Origin of the sequence: Bradyrhizobium sp. JYMT SZCCT0180, assembly GCF_018130165.1 — a bacterium.
GTDB lineage: Bacteria > Pseudomonadota > Alphaproteobacteria > Rhizobiales > Xanthobacteraceae > Bradyrhizobium.
Genome location: NZ_JAFCLZ010000018.1, coordinates 119,959 through 143,855, shown reverse-complemented (window position 1 = coordinate 143,855; position 23,897 = coordinate 119,959). Strand labels below are relative to the sequence as shown.

The 23,897-nt window shown below is 63.0% G+C and carries 19 protein-coding genes; 9 read left to right on the top strand and 10 right to left on the bottom strand.

Going from position 1 to position 23,897, the window contains the following annotated elements; all coding sequences use genetic code 11:
* Positions 1–140 precede the first annotated feature (140 nt).
* The gene (locus JQ641_RS25675) at positions 141–1,598 is read right to left on the bottom strand and encodes a tetratricopeptide repeat protein (RefSeq protein ID WP_211998664.1); all 1,458 of its coding nucleotides are present in this window, start codon (positions 1,596–1,598) and stop codon (positions 141–143) included.
* A 234-nt stretch (positions 1,599–1,832) separates the two neighbouring features.
* Between JQ641_RS25675 and JQ641_RS25670 the strand changes: the two genes are divergently transcribed.
* A complete protein-coding gene (locus tag JQ641_RS25670; protein WP_349628620.1) occupies positions 1,833–2,861 on the top strand; it encodes an NAD(P)-dependent oxidoreductase in 1,029 nt (342 codons plus the stop codon).
* Between the two features lie 173 nt (positions 2,862–3,034).
* On the opposite strand, the gene JQ641_RS25665 is transcribed toward JQ641_RS25670, so the two are convergent.
* Positions 3,035–3,619 carry a hypothetical protein gene (locus tag JQ641_RS25665; RefSeq protein WP_249150670.1) on the bottom strand — a complete coding sequence of 195 codons (585 nt, stop codon included), beginning with the start codon at positions 3,617–3,619 and terminating at the stop codon, positions 3,035–3,037.
* A 255-nt stretch (positions 3,620–3,874) separates the two neighbouring features.
* On the opposite strand from JQ641_RS25665, the gene JQ641_RS25660 reads away from it, so the two are divergent.
* The 5 genes from JQ641_RS25660 (at position 3,875) to JQ641_RS25640 (ending at position 12,666) form a co-directional block, all read left to right on the top strand.
* Positions 3,875–5,143, top strand: a complete 1,269-nt coding sequence (locus tag JQ641_RS25660) for an NHLP bacteriocin system secretion protein (RefSeq protein ID WP_211998662.1) — start codon at positions 3,875–3,877, stop codon at positions 5,141–5,143.
* Between the two features lie 67 nt (positions 5,144–5,210).
* Positions 5,211–7,364: an NHLP family bacteriocin export ABC transporter peptidase/permease/ATPase subunit gene (locus tag JQ641_RS25655; protein ID WP_502754993.1), complete on the top strand. Its 2,154-nt coding sequence runs from the start codon at positions 5,211–5,213 to the stop codon at positions 7,362–7,364.
* Positions 7,361–10,267, top strand: coding sequence for an NHLP bacteriocin export ABC transporter permease/ATPase subunit (locus JQ641_RS25650; RefSeq protein WP_249150668.1), 2,907 nt, complete (start codon positions 7,361–7,363; stop codon positions 10,265–10,267). The genes JQ641_RS25655 and JQ641_RS25650 overlap by 4 nt, the downstream gene beginning before the upstream one ends.
* A gap of 131 nt (positions 10,268–10,398) precedes the next feature.
* Positions 10,399–10,575 (top strand): hypothetical protein, encoded by a 177-nt coding sequence (locus tag JQ641_RS25645; RefSeq protein WP_211998660.1) that lies wholly within the window; start codon positions 10,399–10,401, stop codon positions 10,573–10,575.
* Between the two features lie 237 nt (positions 10,576–10,812).
* Positions 10,813–12,666 carry a patatin-like phospholipase family protein gene (locus JQ641_RS25640; RefSeq protein ID WP_211998659.1) on the top strand — a complete coding sequence of 618 codons (1,854 nt, stop codon included), beginning with the start codon at positions 10,813–10,815 and terminating at the stop codon, positions 12,664–12,666.
* A gap of 14 nt (positions 12,667–12,680) precedes the next feature.
* On the opposite strand, the gene JQ641_RS25635 is transcribed toward JQ641_RS25640, so the two are convergent.
* The 3 genes from JQ641_RS25635 to JQ641_RS25625 form a co-directional block, all read right to left on the bottom strand.
* Positions 12,681–14,795 carry a CHASE2 domain-containing protein gene (locus JQ641_RS25635; RefSeq protein WP_211998658.1) on the bottom strand — a complete coding sequence of 705 codons (2,115 nt, stop codon included), beginning with the start codon at positions 14,793–14,795 and terminating at the stop codon, positions 12,681–12,683.
* Entirely contained in the window at positions 14,788–15,486 is a 699-nt protein-coding gene (locus JQ641_RS25630; RefSeq protein ID WP_211998657.1) for a Crp/Fnr family transcriptional regulator, read from the bottom strand. The genes JQ641_RS25635 and JQ641_RS25630 overlap by 8 nt, the downstream gene beginning before the upstream one ends.
* Positions 15,487–15,608: 122 nt before the next feature.
* Positions 15,609–16,256, bottom strand: a complete 648-nt coding sequence (locus JQ641_RS25625; protein ID WP_211998656.1) for a FecR family protein — start codon at positions 16,254–16,256, stop codon at positions 15,609–15,611.
* A 488-nt stretch (positions 16,257–16,744) separates the two neighbouring features.
* On the opposite strand from JQ641_RS25625, the gene JQ641_RS25620 reads away from it, so the two are divergent.
* Positions 16,745–16,903, top strand: coding sequence for a hypothetical protein (locus tag JQ641_RS25620; protein WP_211998655.1), 159 nt, complete (start codon positions 16,745–16,747; stop codon positions 16,901–16,903).
* 213 nt (positions 16,904–17,116) lie between these two features.
* On the opposite strand, the gene JQ641_RS25615 is transcribed toward JQ641_RS25620, so the two are convergent.
* Positions 17,117–18,514: a sulfatase family protein gene (locus JQ641_RS25615; protein WP_211998654.1), complete on the bottom strand. Its 1,398-nt coding sequence runs from the start codon at positions 18,512–18,514 to the stop codon at positions 17,117–17,119.
* A gap of 138 nt (positions 18,515–18,652) precedes the next feature.
* On the opposite strand from JQ641_RS25615, the gene JQ641_RS25610 reads away from it, so the two are divergent.
* Positions 18,653–19,339 (top strand): GntR family transcriptional regulator, encoded by a 687-nt coding sequence (locus tag JQ641_RS25610; protein ID WP_211998653.1) that lies wholly within the window; start codon positions 18,653–18,655, stop codon positions 19,337–19,339.
* 3 nt (positions 19,340–19,342) lie between these two features.
* On the opposite strand, the gene JQ641_RS25605 is transcribed toward JQ641_RS25610, so the two are convergent.
* Entirely contained in the window at positions 19,343–19,828 is a 486-nt protein-coding gene (locus JQ641_RS25605; protein WP_211998652.1) for an Lrp/AsnC family transcriptional regulator, read from the bottom strand.
* Between the two features lie 136 nt (positions 19,829–19,964).
* On the opposite strand from JQ641_RS25605, the gene JQ641_RS25600 reads away from it, so the two are divergent.
* Entirely contained in the window at positions 19,965–20,225 is a 261-nt protein-coding gene (locus JQ641_RS25600) for a hypothetical protein (protein ID WP_211998651.1), read from the top strand.
* Between the two features lie 74 nt (positions 20,226–20,299).
* Here the strand turns inward: JQ641_RS25600 and JQ641_RS25595 are convergent, their stop codons facing one another.
* The 3 genes from JQ641_RS25595 to JQ641_RS25585 are packed head-to-tail and all read right to left on the bottom strand — an operon-like array spanning position 20,300 to position 23,896.
* Positions 20,300–21,796, bottom strand: a complete 1,497-nt coding sequence (locus tag JQ641_RS25595) for an ABC transporter substrate-binding protein (protein ID WP_211998650.1) — start codon at positions 21,794–21,796, stop codon at positions 20,300–20,302.
* A gap of 55 nt (positions 21,797–21,851) precedes the next feature.
* Entirely contained in the window at positions 21,852–22,886 is a 1,035-nt protein-coding gene (locus JQ641_RS25590) for an ABC transporter ATP-binding protein (protein ID WP_211998649.1), read from the bottom strand.
* Positions 22,883–23,896, bottom strand: coding sequence for an ABC transporter ATP-binding protein (locus JQ641_RS25585; RefSeq protein WP_211998648.1), 1,014 nt, complete (start codon positions 23,894–23,896; stop codon positions 22,883–22,885). Before JQ641_RS25585 ends, JQ641_RS25590 begins: the two co-directional genes overlap by 4 nt.
* Position 23,897: the final 1 nt, after the last annotated feature.

The following is a 23,897-nucleotide window of genomic DNA, read 5'->3' as shown; positions in this document are numbered from 1 at the left end:
ACGGACACGGCGGAGCTAATTTCGTAAACGGCGTGAATTGGCCCACAAGCGATGTCAGACTACGTCCGCTTATCGGTAGCACAGCAGACATCAAGTGCAGCGTGATCAATGGGTACACGCCCCAGAGCCTGGACCCTCGCTCATGGAACCACGCCGAGCGCCTTCAACTCGGCGTTGGCGGCCTCCCACTCGTGGAAACTGCGCGGGCAATCGCTTGCCGCCAGGCGGAAAAGGCGGGTTGCTTCATCTTTCAACCCCTTCGTCAGCGAGAGCTCGCCACCGTAGAAATTCGCCTCGCAGACCTGCCCCCTCTTCCTGCCGGCGTCACGATGGTCTGCGGCAGCAAGTGCAGCAGCGGGCGTTATCTGGCCCATGAACAATCTGATGACAGGCGCCGGCCAGACGTTCATGTCGACCCCGGAACTGGTTTGCGCCAGACGGCTCGGGAGATTGTTCCGCTGACTGGCGATCTCGACCCACAAGGCCAGATAGGCATTGTCCGGTGCATGCGCACTTGCCTGGGTGAGGTCGGCCAGCGCCTTTTCGGCCGAGCCAGCAAGGAGATATGAACGGCCGCGAGCAAAGTAGGCCAGCGGGGATTTCGGATTGAGCCGGGTCGCCTCATTGTAGTCGGTGATCGCGCGGTCGAGGTCGCCCTTGGCGTGATAAGTAACACCTCGGCCGACGAAAGCCTTGACTGACTTTGGATCGAGCCGGATCGCCGCGTTGTAGTCGGCGACGGCGCGGTCATGGTCGCCCCTGGCGCGATAAGCGCTACCTCGCCTGTTGAAGAAGCTGGCATCTTCGGGATCGATCCGGATCGCCTCACTGTAGTCGGCGATGGCGCGGTCGAGGTCGCCCTGTTCGAGATAAACGTTGCCTCGCTTGTCGAAGGCCATGTCGGATTTGGGATCGAGTCGGATCGCCTCATTGAAGTCAGCGATGGCGCGGTCGTTGTCAGCCTTGGCGCCGAAGGCGATACCTCGACCGAGGAAGGCCCTGGCGTGTTTGGGTTCGAGCCGGATCGCCTCATTGTAGTCGACTATGGCGCGGTCGTTATCGCCCTTGTCGTGGTAGGTGCTACCCCGATTTTGGAAGGCCCTGGCGAGTTTGGGGTCGAGCCGGATCGCCTCATTGAAGTCGGCGATGGCGCGGTCGTTGTCGCCCTTGGCGTTGTAGGCGTTGCCTCGATTGTTGAAGGCCATGGTGAATTTTGGGTCGAGCCGGATCGCCTCATTCAAGTCGGCGATGGCGCGGTCGTTGTCGCCCTGTTCGTTGTGAGCGGCACCTCGATTGTTGAAGGCCATGGCCAATTTCGAATCGAGCCGGATCGCCTCATTCAGGTCGGCGATGGCGCGGTCGTTGTCACCCCTGGCGCGATAAGCGACAGCGCGATTGTTGTAGTAAGCCGCCAGATCGCGCCCTTTCGATTTCCCCGACTTGATGCCCCGGGTACAGTCAGCGATCGCAGCCTCGGGGTCCTGCGCAGAATCACACTGATCAGCGGCGGCTGAATAACCCAGGAATGTGGCTGAATAACCCAGGAATATCGTGGCGGCAAAAAGCGCGCTCCAGAATCTCCAATCCGTGGGCCTCATGCCATTTCCCTGGGCGAACTTTGAAATCCTGAGATATGTGTCGGTACTTGGCGTTCCGGTTCACATTCAACGGGCAAAGTCGCTTACTATCGGGGCAATCACGTCGATTTTGGCATCTCGGCAGCATGTCCGGTTTGCGGCTAATCCCGGAAGTCAGCCGTCATCAACCCCGCTGTAATCCCTGATTTGGCTGCGCGCCAATGGGCGCCACGCCCTGCAGGGACCCGACGTACAATGCTCCACACCATGCGCCGACGGCGCACGCCTTTGCGCCGCTGGCGGGGCTGCAGCGTCGCTTTGGCACCAACGCGCCTGTATAGGATGCACCGAAGAGTTTTCCGCAGTGATGGCTCGCAACAAAACAAACGGGAGAAAGCCATGTCTGAGAAGGTCGCCATCATCGGAATGGGGCAGATGGGATCGGGGATGGCGGGGCGACTGAGGGAGTCCAACCGCGACGTCGTCGGTTATGACGTCAACGCCGATCAGCGGGCGCGCCTGACCAAGGACGGCTTTCGGATGGCATCGAGCATCGCCGAAGCGCTCTCGGGCCGCGGAATCGTACTGACCAGCCTGCCCGATCCGAAAGCGGTGACGGAAGCCTGGCTAGGCGCCAACGGCATCGTCGCCCACGCGGCCAAGGGCACCCTGTGCATCGAGCTGAGCACCATCGATCCGCAGACGATGCGGCAGGCCGCCGAGGCAGCGGCCGCCAAAGGGATCGCGGTGGTCGATTGTCCGGTCAGCGGCAGCCCGAACGAGGCGCGTGCCGGCAAGCTGATCCTGATCGCCGGCGGCGACAAGGCCGACGTGACCCGCGCCGAGCCGATCCTGAAACTGCTCGGCAACAACTGGAAGTACACCGGCCCGGTCGGTACCGCCAAGGTCGTCAAGATCGTCAACAACATGATGTCGATGGGCAACGTCCTGGTCGCGGCGGAGGCCTTCGCGCTCGGCGTGGCCGCCGGCGTCGAGCCGGACAAACTCTATGACGTTCTGTCGGTCAGCGGGGGCCGCTCGCATCACTTCACCAAGCGCTTTCCGAACGCGATCAAGGGGGACTTCTCGCCGGGGTTCAAGATGGAGCTGGGCGAGAAGGACCTTGCGCTCGCGGTCGAACTCGGGCGAATGACCCGGATGCCCACACCGTCGGCTTCCGCGACCCGCGAACTCTACGCCCTGGCGCTGGCCGAAGGCTTTCGCGGCCAGGATATCGTGGCGCTGCTGAAGATGTATCAAAACTGGGCAAAGCCGGCCATTTAGACCTGGCACCGCGCGGCCGACTCGTTGCCCCCTTGATGGCGATCGTAGGGTAACTGGCGCACGCCAAGGCGAACGCGCTCCGCCAATAGCCGAGCCGTAGCGATGGCTTGAGTTTGTGACACGCATCACAGTGGCTGTGGCTTGAAGCTGTATGATGGCACTAGTGGACTAGTTCACAAACGTACCTGAATGGAATTGAGAAGGTTGGTTGTCGTATCGATGAACTGCAGCGCCTGCTGCGTTTTGCCGAAGGCCAGCGGGAAGCGCGAACAGCGGTCCGACAACTGAACCAATCGTTTTCGTTCCTCGGCAAGAATCGTATTCGTCTTTTCGATCGCGAATTTGACGACGCCCTTCACCGGGCTGTTTTCGCCAAAGTCAGTGATCTCCTTTTCGATCGTGATGAGATATTCGTAACTCGAAAGCTCCTCGGAGATCTGAAGCAGTTCTCGGATTGTCGACGTAATGCAATCGGCATCGCCAGTGGAAATATCGGGTCGCTTGGCGGTCTGAACGAGATCACCCATCAAGTTCTGGAATAGCGGCTTTATGGCTTCGACCTTTTTGAAATCGCTTTCGCTGAGGACGCCGCTGCTGGACACGTTCGGCCCCAGCAGGAGCATCATGGTGCCGAGGGCGAGCGGCCGCACCCATTCGCGACGCAGGCCGGTTATGGATCGCCCATCAGGCGCGCAAGCGGGTTTCTTGCCGCCCACCGCCACTCTGCCAATCATTTTCCAGACGGCGGTTACGCCCATTGGATCAGCCTCGGACCTGGTGGCCAAGCATAGTTCGCGATTGCATGCGCTGCTAGGGCGGACCGGAGCTGGCCTGCGTCATTTTTGCACGACGAACGCGCGTTCCGGCGTGGGTGGGCAGGCCCGTTTGGTTGTTCTGCATCCTCTTTTGTGTATTATCTGCCCCGAGAGGAATAGAGCTGTGCGTGATGAGAAAAATCAGCGACCGCTCGCGGCTGGGGAGGCCATCCCCGGTTTGGTTACGGACCCGGGAAAATGACCGATCTCTCGCAGCGGACATTTCGCGCCGTCGCGCTGCAGCGCGCCGCATCACCCGAACAGCTTGACCATCTCGTCCGCATTACCAGACCGTTCGACTGGATGCTGGTTTTCGCCATTTGCATCGCCCTTGTCGCTGCGATCACATGGGGCATTGTCGGCCGCGTCCCTACCCGTGCTGAAGGCCAGGGCATTCTGATCAGCGGTGGCGGCCGTGTCGTCGAGGCGTCTTCTGCCGCCGCCGGCAGGTTGGCGACCATCAGCGTCATGGTCGGCGACCGCGTTACCCAGGGACAACCGATCGCGGAGATCGTTCAGACCGATATCCAGCAACGCCACCAGGCTGCCGTCGAGGTCTTCCGCGAGAAGGAACGCCAGCACGCCGACCTGATCGACAAAACCAAGCGCGAGCTCGCGTCGAAGGCGCAGAATTTTGCGAAGCTCGAAGCCGCGTTCAACCAGGTCATCAAGGCGACCACGCAGCGCATCGACTATCTGACGAACGATGTCAAAACCCTCGAGGATTTGATGACGAAGGGATTGACGACGCGGCGCACGCTTGAGGAGCGGCGCCGTGACCTCACCGACGCCCAGCAACGAAAAGAAGATACGTTCAACGAGATCCTGAAGCTCCGGACGACACAGACCGACCTGGAAACCCAGCGCGAACGCGAGACCCAGACATCGGAGTTTGCTCTCAATGACGCCCGCCGGCAGATGGATTCCGCGGCGGGGCTGCTGACCCTGAACACCAAAATCGTCAGCCCGGTCGATGGTCGCGTGCTCGAAATCAAGGTCTCCGCGGGCGCCGTGCTTGCGGTCGGCGCACCTGTCGTCGCGATCGAAAGCGAGGGCCAGAAGCTGGAAGCCCTGATCTATATTCCCGCCGAGCGCGGCAAGAACGTCAAGCTCGGAATGCCGGTCCGCATCGAGCCAAGCACGGTGAAGCGCGAGGAATTCGGGACCATGGTCGGCACCGTCGTGACGATCTCGGATTTCCCGATGACGCCGCAGGGCATGGCAGCCGTACTCCACAACGACAATCTGGTTACCCGGTTTTCAAAGGAAGGAGCCGCCTACGCCGCAACGGTCAGCCTGGAGCAGGACCCCGAAACCGTGAGCGGATACCGCTGGGCGGTTGGACAGGGGCCGCCGATCCGCCTCAGCAGCGGAACGCTGACGCGCGCGGAGATCACCACACGACGGCAACGCCCGCTCGACCTGGTGGTGCCCCTCATCAGGCGGTTGACCGGAATAGATGGATAGCGCCCCGCCGCAGCAACCGCTTCCGCCACAGTTCCGGCCGCCTTCCCTCTGGCACCGGTTCCGAAGGCTGTTTTGGCGCCGGAACGTCAAGAAGACACCGACCATTCTTCAGATGGAGGCCGTCGAGTGCGGCGCGGCGGCGCTGGCGATGGTGCTCGCGCACCACGGCGCGTGGATTCCACTGGAGCAGCTTCGCGTTTCGTGCGGCGTCTCGCGCGACGGCAGCAAGGCAAGCAACATCGTCCGGGCGGCGCGCACCTTTGGTTTCGATGCCAAGGGTTTTCGCAAGGAGCCGACGACGCTGCACGAACTGCCGATGCCGTGCATCATCCATTGGAATTTCAATCATTTCGTGGTGCTCGAAGGGATCGACGGCAACGACGTTTACATCAATGATCCCGCGACCGGACGCCGGCGCACCGATATGGCCGAGCTCGACCTCGCCTTCACCGGCGTTGCGCTCACCATGGAGCCGACGGCTGAATTCCAGCGGTCGGGCAGCAAGCCGCAAGGCTTGCGATTGCTGCTGCGCGAATTGCGCTCCTCGAAGACGCCCGTCGGCCTGCTGGTGCTCGTAAGCCTCGCGCTGGTGGTGCCCGCCATCGTCGCTGCCGGCTTTTCGAAAATATTCATCGACAACATCCTGATCCAGCGCACCAGCAGCTGGTTTATTCCGCTCTTGATCGGCATGGCCTTGACCGCGATCATCCGCGCGCTGCTGACGCTGGTGCGCCAATCGCTGCTGCTCCGGCTGCAGACCAAGCTTTCGGTCGTGATGGTCAGCCGCTTTCTCTGGCATGTCATGGCGCTGCCGGTCGAGTTCTTCACCCAGCGTCACGCCGGCGATATCTCCAACCGCGTGGGCGCGAACGAGCAGATCGGCCGCCTGCTCTCGAGCGGCGTCGCATCGAATGCGCTCAATCTGACGTCGATCGTCTTCTTCGCCGCGGCGATGGCCATCTACGATCTTCCGCTGGCCATCATTGGCGTGAGCATGACGCTGGCGAACGTGCTGGCGTTGAAGTTCATCGGAGGACGTCGCGAAGACCTCAGCCGCAGTCTCGCGCTGGAGCAAGGCAAGCTTGTCGGCTCCACCGTCAGCGCGGTGCGCAGCATCGAAACCCTCAAGGCCAGCGGCCTGGAGGACGAGGCGTTCGGCCAATGGGCCGGCATCCAGGCCAAGGCATTGAACGCTGAGCAGGAACTCGGCGCCTCCTCGATCTATCTTGATATGCTGCCGACGCTGTTCACGGGACTGACCGTGGCCGCGATTCTCGGTGTTGGCGGCCTGCGCGTCATCGAGGGATCGCTGACCCTCGGAGGCCTCGTCGCCTTCCAGTCCCTGATGGCAAGCTTCTCCGAACCGGTGACCGAACTCGTCAATTATTTCGGCAACGTGCAGACCATCAAGGGCGGGCTGGAGCGCCTGGAAGACGTCTACAACTATCCGCTCGGAAAGTCGGACAAGCCAACGATCGCGCCGGAGCGCTTTCCGCCAAAACTGACCGGCCGGGTCGAGCTCAGCAATATCAAATTCGGCTACTCGATTCTGGAGCCGCCGCTGCTGGACGACATCTCGATCGACATCCATCCGGGTTCGCGGGTGGCCCTTGTCGGCGCTTCCGGTAGTGGAAAATCGACCCTCGGAAAGCTGATTTGCGGTCTCTACAAACCCTGGGCCGGCGAGGTTCGCGTCGACGGATGGAATCTGCCGGAGATCCCGCCGCAGGTGTTTGCTAATTCGATCACCTATGTCGACCAGGACATCTTCCTGTTCGAGGGGACGGCACGCGAAAACCTCACGCTGTGGGACTCGACCATCACCGAGGCCGACCTTTCGCAGGCATTGAAGGATGCCGTGATCCACGAAGACATCGCGACGCGAACGGGAAACTACGACTGCTATATCAACGAGGGCGGCACCAATTTCAGCGGCGGCCAGCGCCAGCGGATCGAGATCGCCCGGGCGCTGGTTTCCAATCCCTCCATCCTGGTGCTCGATGAAGCCACCGGCGCGCTCGATCCGATCACCGAAAAGATCATCGATGACAACCTGCGGCGGCGCGGCTGCACCTGCATCATCATCGCGCACCGCCTCAGCACCATCCGTGACTGCGACGAGATCATCGTGCTGCAGCAGGGCAAGATCGTCGAGCGGGGCACCCACGAACAACTGATGGGCCTTCAGGGCACGTACGCAAGACTAGTGGCGCAGGAATGAGTGAATCTCTCCTCCAGCAGGCCCACGCGATGGCCAATCAGGAAGCGACCGCCCATCCGGCGGTCCACATCGCATTCGATGGACGGCATCCAAAGCTGCTTGATCACCGCGGCTATGCGCTCCAGATCACCGCGGGGCATGTCGATGTCTTCGCGGTCCGGGTTGTCGAAGGCAGTACCGACGGCGCCCGGCACCATCTGTTTCGGGCCGAGAGTGGAGAGATCATTCTCGATCTGCAGGAAGGCTTCAACCGGTCGGATCCGCAGATTCAAGTGCTCGCGGTCGGAAGCCCCGGCACCGAAGCCCTGCTTGTGCCGCGCATGGACGTTCAGTCTCCGGACCCGGTCAACACCTGGATCAGGCGGCTTGCGCGGCTGATCGCCGGACCCAACCCGAGCTGGGACATGCTCGAAGTCGCGAGCGATGGCGCGGCCGAGATCCCGCCGGGCGAACGGCGCCGCGGCCCCGCGCGCAGCATCGTCTGGGTCTCCCTGCAAGCCGGGACGGCAAAGCCGATGGGGCTTGAACCGTCGATCACCGCTGACGGACCCCCACTGCCGATGACGTCAGGCATGTGGATCGAGGCGGGTCAATCGGGCTGCAGTGCACTCGGCAGTGAGACGATGCCGGACGCCGACCAATTGTGGCGTGCCATCGACCAGTTCCATCTCAGCGTGGCCAGCTGCATCAGGGAATATCTGGCGCGCGACGTCGAGCGCGAGGCACGGCGTCTGGTGCTTCGCACCGAATTGATCACAACGCAGACTGCGGAATCCTTTGAACGCCTTTCCGACGTCGTCGTGCAGCGCTCCACCCACACCGAGATGGCAACCGACTCGGCGGATCCCCTGTTCAACGCCTGCCGGATCGTCGTGGAAGCGATCAAGATGCCGTTCTCCGTCCCGCCCCGCTCCGTCCTTGCCCAAGCCGGGTTTAACGGTGCCGTCGAGATCGCTCGCGCGGCACGCTTGCGCGTGCGCCGGACGCTGTTGCGGGGCGAGTGGTGGACCGAGGACGCCGGGCCGCTGGTCGCATGGTACGGCGAGGCGCGAAATCCGGTCGCGCTCATTCGCCGCGGAAACCGCCGCTATGTGATGCTCGACACAACAACGGGAACGCGGCGGCCGGTCGACCGGTCGGTCGCCATGGAATTGGCGCCGGAGGCCGTGTCGTTCTATCCGGCGCTTCCGGCCCGCCCGCTTCGGTTTCGGGATCTGCTGACCTTCTCGTTCCGGCACTCCACCGGCAGCTTCCTTCGCATCGCGATTTCGATCGTCGCGATCGGGTTGTTGTCGCTGGTGACGCCGCTGATCACCAACGTCCTGATCAATTCGGTGATCCCCCGCAGCGAACTCGATCAGCTCACGTTCTGCGCCCTCGCCCTCGCCGTCACGGCCATCGCTATCGCCAGCATCCAGACGATGGAGGGGCTCGCGATGCTGAAAGTCGAAGGCCTGATGGATTGGCGGCTGCAGGCCGCGGTGATCGATCGGGTACTCAGGCTGCCGACGTCGCTGTTTCGAGAATACACCGTCGGCGATTTCGTCGACCGCTCGATGGGCATCGACGCGGCGCGCCGGGTCTTCACCGGGCGTGCGCTTCGCAGCATGCTGATGGGCGTGTTCGCCTGGTTCAGCATTGCCCTGATGCTCTATTATGATGTCAAGCTGGGATTGATCGCGCTGTTGCTGACCCTGATCCGGGCGCTGCTGATCGTCGCCACCAGCGCGCTGCGCCTCTACTACGAAAACAAGTATTTCACCCAGCAGGGCAAGATCGACGGCTTCGTGCTGCAATTGATCGCCGGCATCGGAAAGCTGCGCGTCGCCGACGCGACCGCGCGTGCGCTTGCCGTATGGTCAAAGCAATTCGCCGGGCAGAAGCGCAATTTCATTTCGTCGCAGAAGGTCTCCAATGCCCTTGGCGTTTTCGAGACGGCATATCCGCTGATCGCCACCCTCATCATCTTCGCGGCGGCGACATATCTGCAGAGCAAGCTGCTGCTCGACGTCGGCGGCTTCCTGGCGTTTTTTTCCGCGTTCGGGCAATCGATGGCCTCGATCGGCGCCTGGGCATCCGGCATCAGCGAATCCTTGATCGCCATCCCCCGTATCACCCGCCTTCGGCCCCTGATTTCGGGGGCAGCCGAACTGTCGGACGAACGGAAATCCCCCGGCGAACTGTCCGGAACGATCGAGCTGTCGCGCGTGACCTTCCGCTATACGCAAGGTGGCCCGCCGGTGCTCGAGAATGTCTCGCTCCGAATCGCGCAAGGCGAATACGTCGCCATCGTTGGTCCGTCAGGCAGCGGCAAGTCCTCGTTGTTCCGACTGCTGCTGGGGTTCGAGAAGCCGGAGTCCGGCACGGTGTTCCTCGATGGAAAGGCCATCGACACGCTCGACATCAGCGCGGTGCGCCGCCAGCTCGGCGTCGTGCTGCAAAACGGCAAGCTGGCAACCGGCAGCCTCTACGACAATATTTGCGGCGGCGTCCAGCTGCCGCTCGACCAGGCCTGGGAGGCGGCGCGGCTCGCCGGCCTGGAGGACGACATCAAGGCGATGCCGATGGGCATGAACACCGTGGTCGCCGAGGGCGTCAATACGCTGTCGGGCGGCCAGCGGCAGCGCATCATGATCGCCCGCGCGGTCGCGCGCCGGCCGCGTGTTCTGCTGTTTGACGAGGCGACGAGTGCGCTCGACAATCAGTCGCAGGCGATCGTCAGCAACTCGCTCGGCAACCTCAATGTGACGCGGATCGTCATTGCGCACCGGCTCTCCACGGTCCGCCAGGCGGATCGCATCATCGTGCTGGTCGACGGCAAGGTGGTGCAGACCGGAAGCTATGACGAGCTCAGCAACACGCCGGGAATGTTTGCATCCTTCGCCAAGCGCCAATTGCTTTAGTGATATGAATCACCCGGCACGAACGCCTTTCGCAGCGTGATGCCAGTCACGGCGCCAGGCCGGGCACGGGTCTTAATCTCTTGACCATAGACGAAGCGGATCATCCCTTCGCTACAGAACAGGAGACGACCATGAACCACGACCTTCTCAACGACGAAGCGCTTTCCATCGTTAGCGGCGGCAAACCCGCCGGCGGGCACGGCAGCGGCACCGGTGGCGGCACCGGCGGCGGCGGCGGCAACGGCACCGGTGGGGGCGACGGCCTCGGCTGGCTCCGTAACCTGATCCGCAACATCTTCCCCTTCTAAGGGCTGAAGGCGTTGACGCCACGGAAGAGACCGCCTCCACAGGCGGTCTCTTTTGTTTTGGACGGTCGTTGCAGTGCCGCATCGCGTTTTGCTGCGCAGCAACGATCGACCTTTACCGCCTGTCCGGAGCCACGCCCAGCCATCGACAGTTGCCGCAGCAAGCGACGCGGACCTTGATATCGCTCGCAGTCCAGCCCCTTCGGCGATAGCATCACAGCCTCGCAGTGGAAGGCGCCGATGAGTAAGCCAGGTCCGGTATTTGCGTGGGGGAGGCTGTCGGAGGACCTCGCGTTGTTCAAGGCGCTCACGCCGGAGCAGCGATTCAAGACCTTTGATGCCATGGTCCGGCAAGACCTCGTCCGCGGCGAAGTGCTGGTCGCGCAGGGGGACCCTGCCGACTCACTCTACATCGTGTTGCACGGTGCCCTCGCGGTACGCCGAACCGGCGACTCCCTCCCCATCGCCGAGCTGCGCGCCGGAGAACTGGTCGGTGAGATCGGGTTCTTCGCCAACCTTGCCCGTACCGCCAATGTGATCGCCATCCGCGACACCAGCGTACTCGTGCTGACGCGCGCCGCCTACCAAAGCCTCGCGGAGAACACGCCGGCGATAGCCGAAGCGCTGCTTGCAGCGCTCGCGCTTCGGTTTGCCAAGCGAACGGAACAGATTCCAACGACCCGCACCTCGCCGATGGCGCGCACGGTGGCGCTGATCGATGGGGGCTTTGAGCCGATTCCAGCCGACTTTTATCGACGCATGCGCGAGACCCTCGCCAGGACCAACGCCCAGATCGTCGATCCGGCCCGCGTCAGCTCGATGTTTCCCGGCCGCGAGCTGGATGCCCCCGAGGTCACCGACTGGCTCAACAAGCTCGAACAGGTTTCGCCGCTCGTGATCTATCTCGGCAGCGGTGAGGTGCCGGCCTGGACGCGGAAGGCAATCCGGCAGGCGGACATGGTGGTTCTGGCATGTCGCGGAGACGCGCCTGCGGAAGGCCTGACCGACATCGAAACCTTCGCCTGCCAGGTGCATCCGGTGTCGGCCCGGCGGATCGTGCGCATCCATGACCGCCGCAGCGGCGAAGTCAGCGGCACCACGGCGTGGCTCGCGCGCCTGCCCTGCTTCATGCACCACCACGTCGCGCTCGAGGATCAGCTCGACATCCACAGCCTGATCCGTTTTCTGTCCGGGCGTGCGATTGGTTTCGTGGCCGCGGGAGGCGGCAGCTTCGGATCCGCCCATGCCGGCATCTACAAGGCGTTTCGCGAGCGCGGCGTGACGTTCGACATCTTTGTCGGCACCAGCGTCGGCTCCGCCATGGCCGCCGGCTTCGCCAAGAACTACGAGGCTGACCGTCTCGAACGCGGCGCCCATGAGATCTTCGTGAAGAGCCGCAGCTTCCGCCGCCCGACCTGGCCGCGATACGCGCTGCTCGATCACAAGGCGTTCGATCGCGCGCTCGCCGAACAATACGGAGCGGAGTGCAGGATCGAGGATTGCTGGCGGCCTTTCGCGGCGGTCGCAACCAACCTTTCGACGCACTGCCTCGAACTGATCCAGTCAGGGTTGCTCTGGCAGGCGGTGCGCGCGTCGAGCGCCATACCCGGGCTGTTGCCGCCCTTCTACACCAAGGACGGCGCGATGCTGGTCGACGGATGCCTGATCGATAACGTCCCGCTGGATCCGATGCACCAACTCAAGGGCGGCCCCAATCTGGTCGTGCATTTCGGCGAACCCGAGGTCGAGACGTTTGACGTCGACTACGCGGCGCTGCCCGGCCGGCTGGAACTGGCTGCCGCGATGCTGGTACCGTTCCGCAAGAAGCTGCTTCCGGCGGCGCCCAACGCGGTCAACGTGCTGTGGCGGAGTCTCGTCGCCCACCAGCGCTATGACACGATCCCGGCCGCACCGCTCGATCACGTCATGCGGCCACCGATTCCGGCCGGAGTCGGCGTAACCGAATTCGAACGCCACACCGAGATTTTCGACTCGGCCTATCTCTGGGCACAGCAGCGCATCACAGCGCTCGAAGCGGAGGGCAATTCCGCTATTGCCGCGATTCTTGGAAGCAGTGCGGCGACCAGGCTGTGAGCGCCGCATCTGGCTCAAGTCGACAGCACGGATCGCAACTCCGCGGCCAGCAGGCGCGGAACGGGGTCGCCAGGACACTCCGCGGCCAAGCCCTCAAACAACTGCGCCGCGCCGGCCTTATCGCTTTCGATCAGCCGGTACGCCGCAATGTATCGTTCGCGCCAATCCGCCGAGGCTTCCGGCGGCCAGGGTTCGAAAACCTCGACGGGCACGTCAAGGCCGCGCAGTGACGCGACACCGAGCGGCCTGAACAGGGTCGTCGTGCAGCGCGCGGCCGCGAATGGGCCGACGCAGATGGTCGACCCATAGCGCTTGTTGAGCGCCTCCAGGCGCGCCGCCGAATTGATGGAATCGCCGTGGGCCGTGTAGTCGAGCTTCGACCTGATCCCGATATCGCCGACAATGGCTTCACCGGTTTCGATACCGATACGCGTGCGGCCAAAGCCGATGTGAGACGGTTCGTTCCGGGACTGGAATTCCTTCGCCCATATCCGGATCTCCTCGGCGCAGTCGAGCGCGCGTTGCGGATGATCCTTGAGATCGAGCGGCGCGTTGAAGAACGCGTGGACGGAGTCGCCGACGATCTTGTCGACCATCCCGCCATGCTTCATCACAATGGCCGCCATCCCTTCAATGTATTCGTCGAGCACGGCGACAAGCTGCTCGGGCCCTGCGCGATGGGTCATCGCGGTAAAGTCCTCGATGTCGGTCCACAGCGCAGTGATCTCGCGCTTCTCGCCGCTCAACTTCAGGAGGCCCGGATTTTCGGCGATCCGCTTCACAACCGCGGGCGCCAGATGTTGCTCGAAGCGGCTCCGGATGCGAGCTTCGCGACGGGCCACCAGCGCGTAAGAGCTCACGGAGGCTGTCATGAAGACGAACAGGCCTCCTATGGACGGCATAACGGGATCGATCAGCCTATCCCCGAGCAGAGACGCCAGGATCGCCCCCGACCAGAGCGCCGCCAAAGCGGTCAGGCCGACAAAGGCACCCAACACCGGCGACAAAGCCGACGCCGCGACCACGGCTATCAATCCCATGACCAGGGTCAAGGCAAAGCCTAACGGGAGCGCTTGTGGCGCCCGGCGCGCGTAAATCTGCTGGATGGCATCGGCCTGAATCTCGACCGACGGGACAAGCGGATCAGTTGCCGTTTCGCGCAATCCGCCAAGCTCCGGCGCCGACCCGCCGATCAATACAATAGCGCCGGCAAGCCGCGCACGTTGCATGGCGCTGTTGTTGACGACATCGGCCGCGGAGATGGTGCGTGCCTCCCGTTTGCGGATATCGGCGCCGGCCAGGCGCAACAGGCCGTCGCCGGGCAGCGGCACTTCGAGATCGCCGACGATGATCCGCTGCGGGTTGGCATCGACGGAATAGGCCGGCGCGCGCTCAAACAGCCGGATCGCTTCCAGCGCCAGGCCCGGTCGCGTCGCTTCGCCGGCGCCGACGAGGAGCGGCACGCGCCTGATCCTGCCATCTGCGTCTCCGGGCAACGAAAGCGCGCCGAGCCCTTTCGCCGCGTCGACCAGCGGCGATACCGGCCCGAGGCCGCCGGTCATGCGCCAGAGGCCATCCAGCACAACCGGGCGGCGTGCCAGAACCGGCACCCCCGGCACGGCATCGGCCCTGTCGGCATCGAGAACAAATCCGAGCGCCACCGGAACGCTCTTCAGCGCCGCGGCGAGATGCTTGTCACCGTCGAGAAGACCGCCGGCGAGCGCGCTGATATCCTGATTGCCGGTGAGAGAGCCGAGCTGTCGCGCCAGCGCCGCTGGCGAGCGGGTATCCACTTGCGTAAAGAGGACATCGATTCCAACGACGGCCGGCTTGCCACTGGCCACCGCTTCGACGAGGCGCGCCATCGTCTCGCGCGGCCACGGCCACGGCCCCAGATCGTCAAGCGTGCGCCGATCGATATCGACAACGACGACCGGCACAGCGCTTGCTGTCTCCTGCGGCTTCGATCGGCGGATCTGCCGGTCGGCCGCAAGCACCACGTCGAATGCCCGTTCACGAGATACGTTCCGCCATTCCCTCGGCATCAACAATATCGCGGCGAGGAACAGCGCGAGCGCTAGAAGTCCGGCAATCAGACCCGAATGAGTCTTGCCCAGCCGGCTAAGCATGAGACCCGTCAACTTCGGCGAGCTTGAGCGGATCGCAGAAGATTCGGTCCAGCGTGCGGCCAATGGCGCCGACTTCCTCCAGCTTGCCCAGTGCCTCGTTGATCTTGGGACGACTGGCGCCGAGCAGCAGGGCGAGTTCGCCCTGTGACATGCCGAGATCAAGCGGCAGCCGCTTTCCCGGCACGGGCTTGCGGTCGCCAATCGCGACCAGGAAGAAGCGCGCCAGCCGGACATGCATCGGATGCAGCGCGATCGACTCAAGTTGTCCGCTGGTGTCGCGCAGCCGGCTGCAGAGGAACGATATCAGCCGCTCGGACAACACCGGCCGCGCGGTCCAAAGCTTGCGAAAATCCTCCTTGTCGAGCCGGTAGGTCGTCACCGCCGTGAGGGCGGTGGCATCGGCGCTCCTTGTGCCGCCATCAAGCGCCGCAATTTCACCGAGCAATTCGCCCGCTGTCGCATGCCGAAAGCTCAATTCGCGACCATCCTCGGTGGCGATCGCCAGTCGCACGCGTCCTTCGGCGACGAGGTAAAGGCCCGTCGCGCGCTCGCCGCGCGTAAACAGCGCCTGTCCCTTTTTGAATTTGGCTTCGCGAAAGGACGGAACGCAGGCCTCGAGATCCTCGATAGCCAGGCCCTTGAAGAGTTCGGTTTTCGACAGAAGAGAAACGAGAGTATCTTTGCTGGACATTTGCCGCCTGAATGAAAGGCCTCGGTTTGCAATGATTGACGTCAGACCGGAAAATCTCTCCGCGTCTTCAGGATCTCCATCGTGAAGTTTGCCTGCATGCCGTGCGAAATAGAAACGAGAAGCTAGCTAACGCTGTCCAAAGCGCCGCGGATCCGCTCCGTGCCCCACTTGGTGGCCGCGGAGGGTTTCGAACCCGGAGTGGCCAGGTTTGTCCCCTCTCCTGCCTGTAGCACGACCTCGCTTCCGCCTCCGGAAACAGTGACCGTGCCGTGATCGACAAACACGCCAAAAACGCCGTTGCTCGGTCCGGCAAAGAATTTTGTGCCGCGGACGGCGATGAGGCCGTAGGAACTCCTGATCTTCATTGCGACGGGCCGGCTTCCAATCGGCCGGTCAAGAAGCATCGGACCAGACTGCAGCGAGATTTCGCCTCCGGTCGTCGAAAGAAACTGGTCAATGACCAGTTGCGCCTTTTCGCCGAGCTTGATCGTCGTGTCCTCGCCCATCAACATCGTCAGGCGGGAGGATGGCCCCGTCCCAACGCGATCACCGACAAAAAGCGAGGATGCTTTCTGCAAGGGCCGCTGCTGGCTGCTCGCTTCGACAAATGCTTCGCCCTTGATCTCTTCAACGCGGCCGGCAGGATCGGCGGCGCGCGCCGGCTTGCTGAAGGCCGCTGACGCAAGCAGCGTACCGACGAAGCCCAACGCCTCTCGTCGATCGAGCGGATGCCCGCAATAGCGCCGCGATCCCGGAATCATGAAGCGCATCGTACAACCCGCTGTATTAGGGAAATTGATGCTAGCGGAGCTACCAAGTGCAGGCAACCGGAAGCAAAGGTCTGCGGGATACGGTCAGAACTCAGCTGCCGGTCAACGCGACGGCGAATTGTAAACCAAATGGATGACACGTGGTCACGGGTCATATTCCAAGGCCCGCGTCGCGCGCATTTAGATGCTGCCTTGATCGATCGCTGCGACAAAGTGCAGCGACGACATCAGCAACTCCGAAGCTCTGGCACCTGCATGCGGGCGCCGCGAAGCGAAATAGCCGCCGAGCTCTAAATTGCCAACCTGCCCGCACCATATTTCTCCAATATAATTCTTCATTTTCAATACGTTAGATAAAATGAAGTACTCGAATTCCGCTGCCTTGAGCTGTTCCGTACGGAACAGCGCGGCACAGCGCGGTCCTCTATTCTTCAAAATCGACCCGAGGGAAGCGATATCCGCGTCCTCTCGACCAGATGGAGAAAGTCATGATCAGCCGGCCCAGCAACACCCACAGCCAACTCGGCGACAACGAACCCAATGCCGTCATCGGCGGTCACCGCAAGTTTCGCTATAAAACGATGAACGGCCACACCTACGCCATCGGCTACGTCAACGGCCGCACCCTGATGGTGAGGGTCGACTGATTAGCCGGCCGAGGATACGGCCGTCATCATCACCGTATTCTTGCAGATTGATGGTTCGCTTGATGCAGACGAAAGAGGATGGGACAGCAATTCGCTGTCCCATCCTTTGCCCTGTCTGATGAACACCCTCAGCGACGCCTTCCGCGAGGCCTCAGCGATCTCGACGATGCCGCCTCGGCAACATCGAGTCCTTCCGGGCGATGTCGCAAACCGTCATGCGCGTTCGAGCAAGGCGGCAAGGCGCGGATCGCTGTACTTACTGGCGACTCCAGCGCGGCGCAGGTCCTCTGCATACATCTCCAGCATTGCACGGATGACGGCAGGGTGCTTAGGCGCCACGTTGGTCGTTTGCTTCGGATCGGAGCGCAGATCATAGAGTTCGACCGGCTCGCCCGGAGTGGCGTAGAGCAGCGACCAGTCTTTCGTGGTGATGGTGACAGGTTGCCATTCGACCACCGTCCGCATCAGGTCGTCGACCACTTCGACCGTCTCGCCGGGATTGGCGAGCGGCAGAGCCGTCAGCACGTGATCGCGCCCTTCGAAGGGCTGACCGCGGACCGCGGGAAGCAGCGAGAGTCCCTGCATCTCCGCCTGGCGCGGCAGGCCGGCCATGTCGCAGATCGTGGGAGCGAGGTCGAGCGCGCAGGTCAGCTTGCTGGTTCGTCCGGGCTTCGCGCCCGGCACATGGATCAACAGCGGCACCCTGGCGATCTCCTCATAGAGCGGCGAACGCATCCACGTCGCTTCGCCGGGCGCCCTGCGGACCATCTTGCCCATCAGCCCGTGCTCTCCCAGCAGGAAGCCGTGGTCCGAGACGAAGATGATGGCGGTGGAGTCCTCGATGCCGAGATAGACGAGTTGATCGAGCAGATGCCCGATCCAGCGATCGACCAGTTCGAGCTCGCCGCTATAGAGCGCGCGCGCCACCGCGATGTCGCGATCCGTCATGCCGTGCTTCTTGCAGTCGCCATAGGGCGGGTGCACGCGTTCGCCGGCATAGTCGGGAAGATAGTGCCTGACGTAGTAGGCGGGCGGGTCCCACGGTTCATGCGGATCCCAGGTGTCGACCAGCGCAAAGAATTTGTCCTGGTAGATTTCCTCCAGGCACTTGGCTGCCTGCACCATGGTGATCGGCGCAGGGCAATCCATCTCGCCGGTGCGCGGATCGGGCTTCACCTTGCCGGTGATCGGCCATTGCGGAAGCTTGCCTTCGCCCTGGCGCTTGGTCTTGTTGGGTGCGGTGTAGGAGCTGTAATGCGGCGTTCCCAAGAGCTGGGATTTCATGTCGTAGAAGAAGTTGAAGCCGCGATCATATGAATAACCGTTGACCTGGTAGAACGGCGTGTCCACCACGCCGAGCGTCGTGTAACCCGCTTCGGTCAATGAGGTCGCAATCGAGCGATCGGCGCGCGGCAGCGCGCCCCAGCCGACGCCGGCAAAGGCAGGCTTGCCGGTGAGATAGTCGTAGCGCGCAGGCACTGTCGGAAAGCTCGACGCATAATAGCGATCGAAGACCATCGAGCGCGCGGCGAGCCGATCGAGATTGGGAGTTCGGACGTGGCCCCCGTTGTAGCCGAGCATGTCCCAGCGGACAGTGTCGGATACGATCATCAATATGCGTTCCACCACGGCAAACCTCCCATTTCTGTGTTCTTTTCTAGTAATATATCACATATCACATTACATCGGTCAACAGTAATATGTCACACGTTACATTTACTCACCCGCGCGTTTCGGGTAGTGACAGCCATGGATCTTCAACAAATCGGCGGATCGAGCCTGGTGTCCGGGCCCAGCCTGCGGGAGCAAGCGAGGCAGGTAATCCGTGGACTGATCATCACGGGACAGATGCAACCCGATCAGCTCTATTCCGTCCCGCGTCTCGCGATCGATCTCGGCGTCTCGGCGACACCCGTACGCGAAGCCCTGCTCGATCTCGCGCGCGAAGGCCTGCTCGAGCCCGTGCGAAACCGCGGCTTCCGCGTGGTCTCGCTGTCGCCTGGCGAACTCAACGATATCTTCGCGATCCGCGTGCTGCTGGAAGTGCCTGTTGTCGCCGAGATCGCGCGGGCCCGCCTCACGCCCGCGCAGACCGAGCAACTGCGCGACCTTGCAGAAGCCACGAAACGCGCCGCCGATGACGGCAATCTCATTGAGTTCCTGGAGACCGATCGCCAATTCCACATTGGCCTCATCGCCACACTCGGCAACAAGCCCCTCGCCGACCTGGTCGAGACGCTACGTGATCGCGTTCGGCTTCACGGCTTCAAGAATGGTTCGACCCGGGAGCATATCGCGCAGTCGGCCAGCGAGCATTTCCAGCTGCTCGACGCGCTGTCGAAGCAGGATGAGGCCGGCGCTGTTGCGGTGATGCGCCGCCACCTCGAACGTTCGCGGCATGTCTGGGGCGAAGGCGATCGCGAGCCGCACAGCTGAAGGTCAGACCTGAACCGAGGTCAGCTTCTTCAGGCACCGCAGCGCGAACGACGATCGGCTATGGCGGATCCCCGGAATGCGATAGAGCTTTTCTCGCAGGAAGCGTTCGTAGCCGGCCGTACTCTCGACCGCGACCTTGACCAGATAGTCGTAATCTCCTGTCGTGAGATAGGCCTCGATCACTTCGGGCAAGCCCGCGAGCAATTCTCCGAACCGCTCCAGCACCTCCTCGTCGTGACGGTCGAGCGTGATTTCGATGATCACTGTTTCCGGCAGACCGAGCTTCTCCTGGTTGAGGAGCGCAACATAGCCGTCGATGTAACCCTGCTTCTCCAGTCGCTTGAGTCTGTTCCAGCACGGCGTCGTCGATAGCCCGACCTTGTTGGCCAGCTCCGCCGTCGTGAGCCGTGCATCGGCTTGCATCGCCCGCAGGATGCGCCGGTCGGTCTCGTCAAGGCGCAGAGAGTCCTTCCGCCGGGTCGCCTTCATAACCAAGAACTCTATTCTGGGTATTAGTTAGTTTCCGAGGATAATTATATCGCTAAATCGCCAAGTTGCCAGGAAAAAGGAAGCCTCTTCTCAGCAAATACGGATACAACTTCTCCAAATTTGAATGGGGACGGCCGTGTTCATTCTGGAGCTGCACGCAAGCGATCTACATGCCGCGCTCGGTCGCCTGCTCGACCAGGTGCGCGTCGCCGACCTTCGGCTGGCGGCCGTCGATGCCCGCGAGGAAGCCGGCGAATACAAAATCCAGGCTTCCATCGACGTCCGTGACCGCCAGGCCGTCGAAAGGCTCGCCCGCCGCGTCGGCGCGATCATCGGCGTTGCCGCGATCGAGGTGAGAGGCGGACGCCAGCACGCGATACTAGCGGCCGCCCCATGATCTCACCCGATCAGGCGCGCAATGGTCGCCGCAACAGCTCCCGACAGGTCGGCTAACCGCCCCTCGCGAGGCGGCTATTCCCAGGACCAGGCGGAGAAGTCGTTCTCGAATTGCGGGACTTCCTTCCACACGCCCTTCAGCTTCTTGCTCGCAATGGTGATCCATTGCGGCTGGAACAGGAAGCCGGCAACCGCGTCGGTCGCCAGCATGCGCTGCGCGTCGCCGAGCAGCTTGGCGCGTTCGGCCTCGGCGGGTGTCGCCTTGATCTGCTGGTAGAGCGCGTTGAAGGCCTCGTTGTTATAGCCGAGATAATAGTCAGGCTCGGTTATCTTCACGAGATCGAACGGCTCGACATGCGAGACGATGGTGAGATCGAAATTGTGCGGGCCGTTGCCGGCAAACACCTGTGACAGCCATTGCGCCCATTCGACGTTCTCGATCTTGGCTGTTATGCCGACCTTGGCGAGCTGGGCCGCTAGGATTTCCCCGCCGTTGCGCGCATATGATGGCGGCGGCAGCTTGAGGCTGAGCTCCAGCGGCGTCTTGACGCCCGCTTCTGCCAGCAGCTTCTTGGCCTTTTCCGGGTCGTATGGATTAATGCCTGTCGTGTCGACATAGCCGAGCGATCCCGGCGTATAAAAGCTGCCGATCGGCGTGCCAAAGCCATCGACGGCACCGTCGATCATCGCCTTGCGATCGATGGCCGCGAGAATGGCGCGGCGGACCCGTACATCGTCGAGCGGCTTCTTCCGTTCGTTGATGCCGACGATGGTCTTGGCCCTGGAGCCGCCAATCAGGACATTGAAGCGCGGATCGCTCTTGAACTGCGCCACGCTGCGCGCCACGGCGCCGCGCGGAAACACGTCGATGTCGCCTGACAGCAGCGCCGCGACCTGCGCGGCGGGATCGCCGATGAAGCGGATGGTCACCTTGGAAAGCTTGATCGCGGCGGCGTTGCGATAATCCGGCCATTTGTTCAGGGTGATCGACGAGCCTTTGGCCCAGGCACCGAGCGTATAGGGTCCGGTGCCGACCGGCTGCGTCGCATTGGTCGGCGCACTCTTCGGCTCGACGATCGAGCCGCCGGCCTGCCCGATCAGGAACGGCAGGTTCGGTTCGGAATATTTGAGCACGACCACGATCGTCTCCGCGTCGGGCGCGGTGACCGACTCAAACGCCTGGTACAGGCTCTTGTCCTTGTTGGTGCTGGTCGGCGCCGCGTTGCGATCATAGGAGAACTTTACCGCGGCGGAATCGAACGGCTCGCCGTTGTGAAAATTGACGCCCTTGCGGAGCTTGAACGTATAGGTCTTCAGGTCTTCCGACGCCTTCCAACTCTCGGCGAGCAAGGGCGACACCGAACCGTCCTCGTTGATCTTGGTCAACGTCTCATAGAGGTTATAGAGCGTGACCTCGGCGATGGCGGCTGCAGCTGCGTTGGTGGGATCGAGCCCCGGCGGCTCCAGCGTCATACCCATGACGACGCTGTCCTTCTTGCCCTGCGCCAGGCTCGGCAGCGGCGCGGCGGCGAACGCGGCCACAACTGCAAAAATGGCTAACTTCCTCAACATCGCTTGCTCCCCTGACATATCGCGCGACCAGATTAAGCCAGTCCCGCATAAAAGGCTAACTCTCCTCCGACGCTACCGGAGGCAATGCCATGACCGTCTCGGCACGATGGCACGCGGCTGATTGCAACGGACCCACCTTGCGCAGCGCAGGCGCGACCTCGCGACAGTGCTGGTCAGCGAGCGCACAGCGTGACGCGTAGGGACATCCCGTTGCGCCCACCGAATGCGAGGCGATCACCTGCGCACCGCGGCGCCGGCGCACTCCGCCGGCCCGGGCGCGCGGCACCGCCTCGAGCAGCGCCCGCGTGTAGGGATGGGCGCAATGCGCGAACAGATCCTCAGGGCTCCCCTGCTCGACGATCCGCCCGAGATACATCACCGCGATCTCGTCGCAGAGATAATCCACCACCGCCAGATCGTGGCTGATCAGGACGTAGCTCAACCCGAACTGATCCTGCAGGTCTTGCAGGAGATTGAGCACCTGCGCCTGCACGGAAACGTCGAGCGCGCTGACCGGCTCGTCGGCGACGATCAGTTTTGGCTGGGTGATCAGCGCGCGCGCGATCGCGATCCGCTGGCGCTGGCCGCCGGAGAATTCGTGCGGGAACTTGTCCATGTCGGCCTCGCGCAGCCCGACCTGCCGCAGCACGTCGGCAACGCGCTGACGCAGCGTGGCGCGATCCATGCGTCCGAGCGCGGTCAAGGGCTCCGCGACGATGCGCGCAATGGTCTGTCGCGGGTCCAGCGAGCCGTAGGGATCCTGGAACACCATCTGAAAATCACGCCGGGCTCGGCGTAACTCGTCGGCCGGCAGCCGGTTCAGGTCGCGACCCATGAGCGACACCGAACCCGACGACGGCCGCTCCAGCGCCATCACCAGCCTCGCGAAGGTCGACTTGCCCGATCCGGACTCGCCGACCACACCGAGGCTTCGGCCCGCCGTCACCTGTGCGGTGACGCCGTTGAGCGCATGCACCTGCCCGGCCGGTTTGAACACGCTTTCGCGCGGCAAGGTGTAGCGCTGCGCCAGATCTCTCACATCGAGCAGCGGCAGTTCGGCGGACGATGACACCTGGTCCAGCACGGTCATGCGCCCAAAACTCCAACCGCTTCGGTCATCGAAACATCGGTCCTGAGACAGCGCACGCCGTGGCCGGCGCCGACATCCACCGCGGCCGGCGGCGCCACGCGGCAACGATCCTCGACGATCGCGCAGCGGTCGGCGAAAGTGCAACCGGAGGGCAGATCGGCAAGCTCCGGCACGGTGCCCGCGATGGTCTTCAGCCGGGTGCCCTTGCGCGCGCCAAGGCGCGGGCGAGCGCGAAACAGACCCTGCGTATAGGGATGTCCCATGCGCGTGAACACCGCATCCGTCGCGCCGCTTTCGACGACGGTGCCGCCATACATCACCATCATGCGCTGCACATTCTCGGCGATGACGCCGAGATCGTGCGAGATCAGAATCATCGACATGCCGCGCTCGGCAACGATATCCGCGATCAGGTCGAGTATCTGTCCCTGGATGGTGACGTCGAGGGCCGTGGTCGGCTCATCGGCGATCAGCACGTCGGGCTGGCAGGCCAGCGCCATGGCAATGGTAACGCGCTGCCGCTGCCCTCCGGAGAACTGGTGCGGATAGGCATCGACGCGCTTCGCTGCATCGGGAAGCCCGACACGATCGAGCAAGGCGATGGCCTGCTTGCGCGCCTCTCCCGCAGAGCAGTTGGTGTGGCGCCGCAATGGTTCGGCCACCTGGCGGCCGATCGTGTGCATCGGATTGAGCGCGGTCATCGGCTCCTGGAAGATCATGCTGATGCGATTACCGCGCAGCTTGCAGTAGTTCGCATCCGGCAGGCCCACCAATTCGCTGCCGTCGAGGCGGATGCTGCCGCTGATGACGGCGCTGTCAGGCAAGAGGCCCATCAGCGCCAGCGCGGTGACGGATTTGCCGCATCCGGATTCGCCGACGAGACCCAGGGTCTCGCCGCGCCTCAGTGAGAAACTGACGCCACGAACGGCCTGCGCGGGACCGCGGCTGGTGTTGAGCCGCACGCCGAGGTCGCTGACTTCGATCAAAGGCGCGTTGTCGGACCCGGTCATG

Coding starts and splice junctions, on each gene's coding strand:
- JQ641_RS25675 (WP_211998664.1), bottom strand. CDS start 1,598: ATGAGGCCCACGGATTGGAGATTCTGGAGCGCGCTTTTTGCCGCCACG.
- JQ641_RS25670 (WP_349628620.1), top strand. CDS start 1,833: ATGCTCCACACCATGCGCCGACGGCGCACGCCTTTGCGCCGCTGGCGG.
- JQ641_RS25665 (WP_249150670.1), bottom strand. CDS start 3,619: ATGGGCGTAACCGCCGTCTGGAAAATGATTGGCAGAGTGGCGGTGGGC.
- JQ641_RS25660 (WP_211998662.1), top strand. CDS start 3,875: ATGACCGATCTCTCGCAGCGGACATTTCGCGCCGTCGCGCTGCAGCGC.
- JQ641_RS25650 (WP_249150668.1), top strand. CDS start 7,361: ATGAGTGAATCTCTCCTCCAGCAGGCCCACGCGATGGCCAATCAGGAA.
- JQ641_RS25645 (WP_211998660.1), top strand. CDS start 10,399: ATGAACCACGACCTTCTCAACGACGAAGCGCTTTCCATCGTTAGCGGC.
- JQ641_RS25640 (WP_211998659.1), top strand. CDS start 10,813: ATGAGTAAGCCAGGTCCGGTATTTGCGTGGGGGAGGCTGTCGGAGGAC.
- JQ641_RS25635 (WP_211998658.1), bottom strand. CDS start 14,795: ATGCTTAGCCGGCTGGGCAAGACTCATTCGGGTCTGATTGCCGGACTT.
- JQ641_RS25630 (WP_211998657.1), bottom strand. CDS start 15,486: ATGTCCAGCAAAGATACTCTCGTTTCTCTTCTGTCGAAAACCGAACTC.
- JQ641_RS25625 (WP_211998656.1), bottom strand. CDS start 16,256: ATGCGCTTCATGATTCCGGGATCGCGGCGCTATTGCGGGCATCCGCTC.
- JQ641_RS25620 (WP_211998655.1), top strand. CDS start 16,745: ATGATCAGCCGGCCCAGCAACACCCACAGCCAACTCGGCGACAACGAA.
- JQ641_RS25615 (WP_211998654.1), bottom strand. CDS start 18,514: ATGATCGTATCCGACACTGTCCGCTGGGACATGCTCGGCTACAACGGG.
- JQ641_RS25610 (WP_211998653.1), top strand. CDS start 18,653: ATGGATCTTCAACAAATCGGCGGATCGAGCCTGGTGTCCGGGCCCAGC.
- JQ641_RS25605 (WP_211998652.1), bottom strand. CDS start 19,828: ATGAAGGCGACCCGGCGGAAGGACTCTCTGCGCCTTGACGAGACCGAC.
- JQ641_RS25595 (WP_211998650.1), bottom strand. CDS start 21,796: ATGTTGAGGAAGTTAGCCATTTTTGCAGTTGTGGCCGCGTTCGCCGCC.
- JQ641_RS25590 (WP_211998649.1), bottom strand. CDS start 22,886: ATGACCGTGCTGGACCAGGTGTCATCGTCCGCCGAACTGCCGCTGCTC.
- JQ641_RS25585 (WP_211998648.1), bottom strand. CDS start 23,896: ATGACCGGGTCCGACAACGCGCCTTTGATCGAAGTCAGCGACCTCGGC.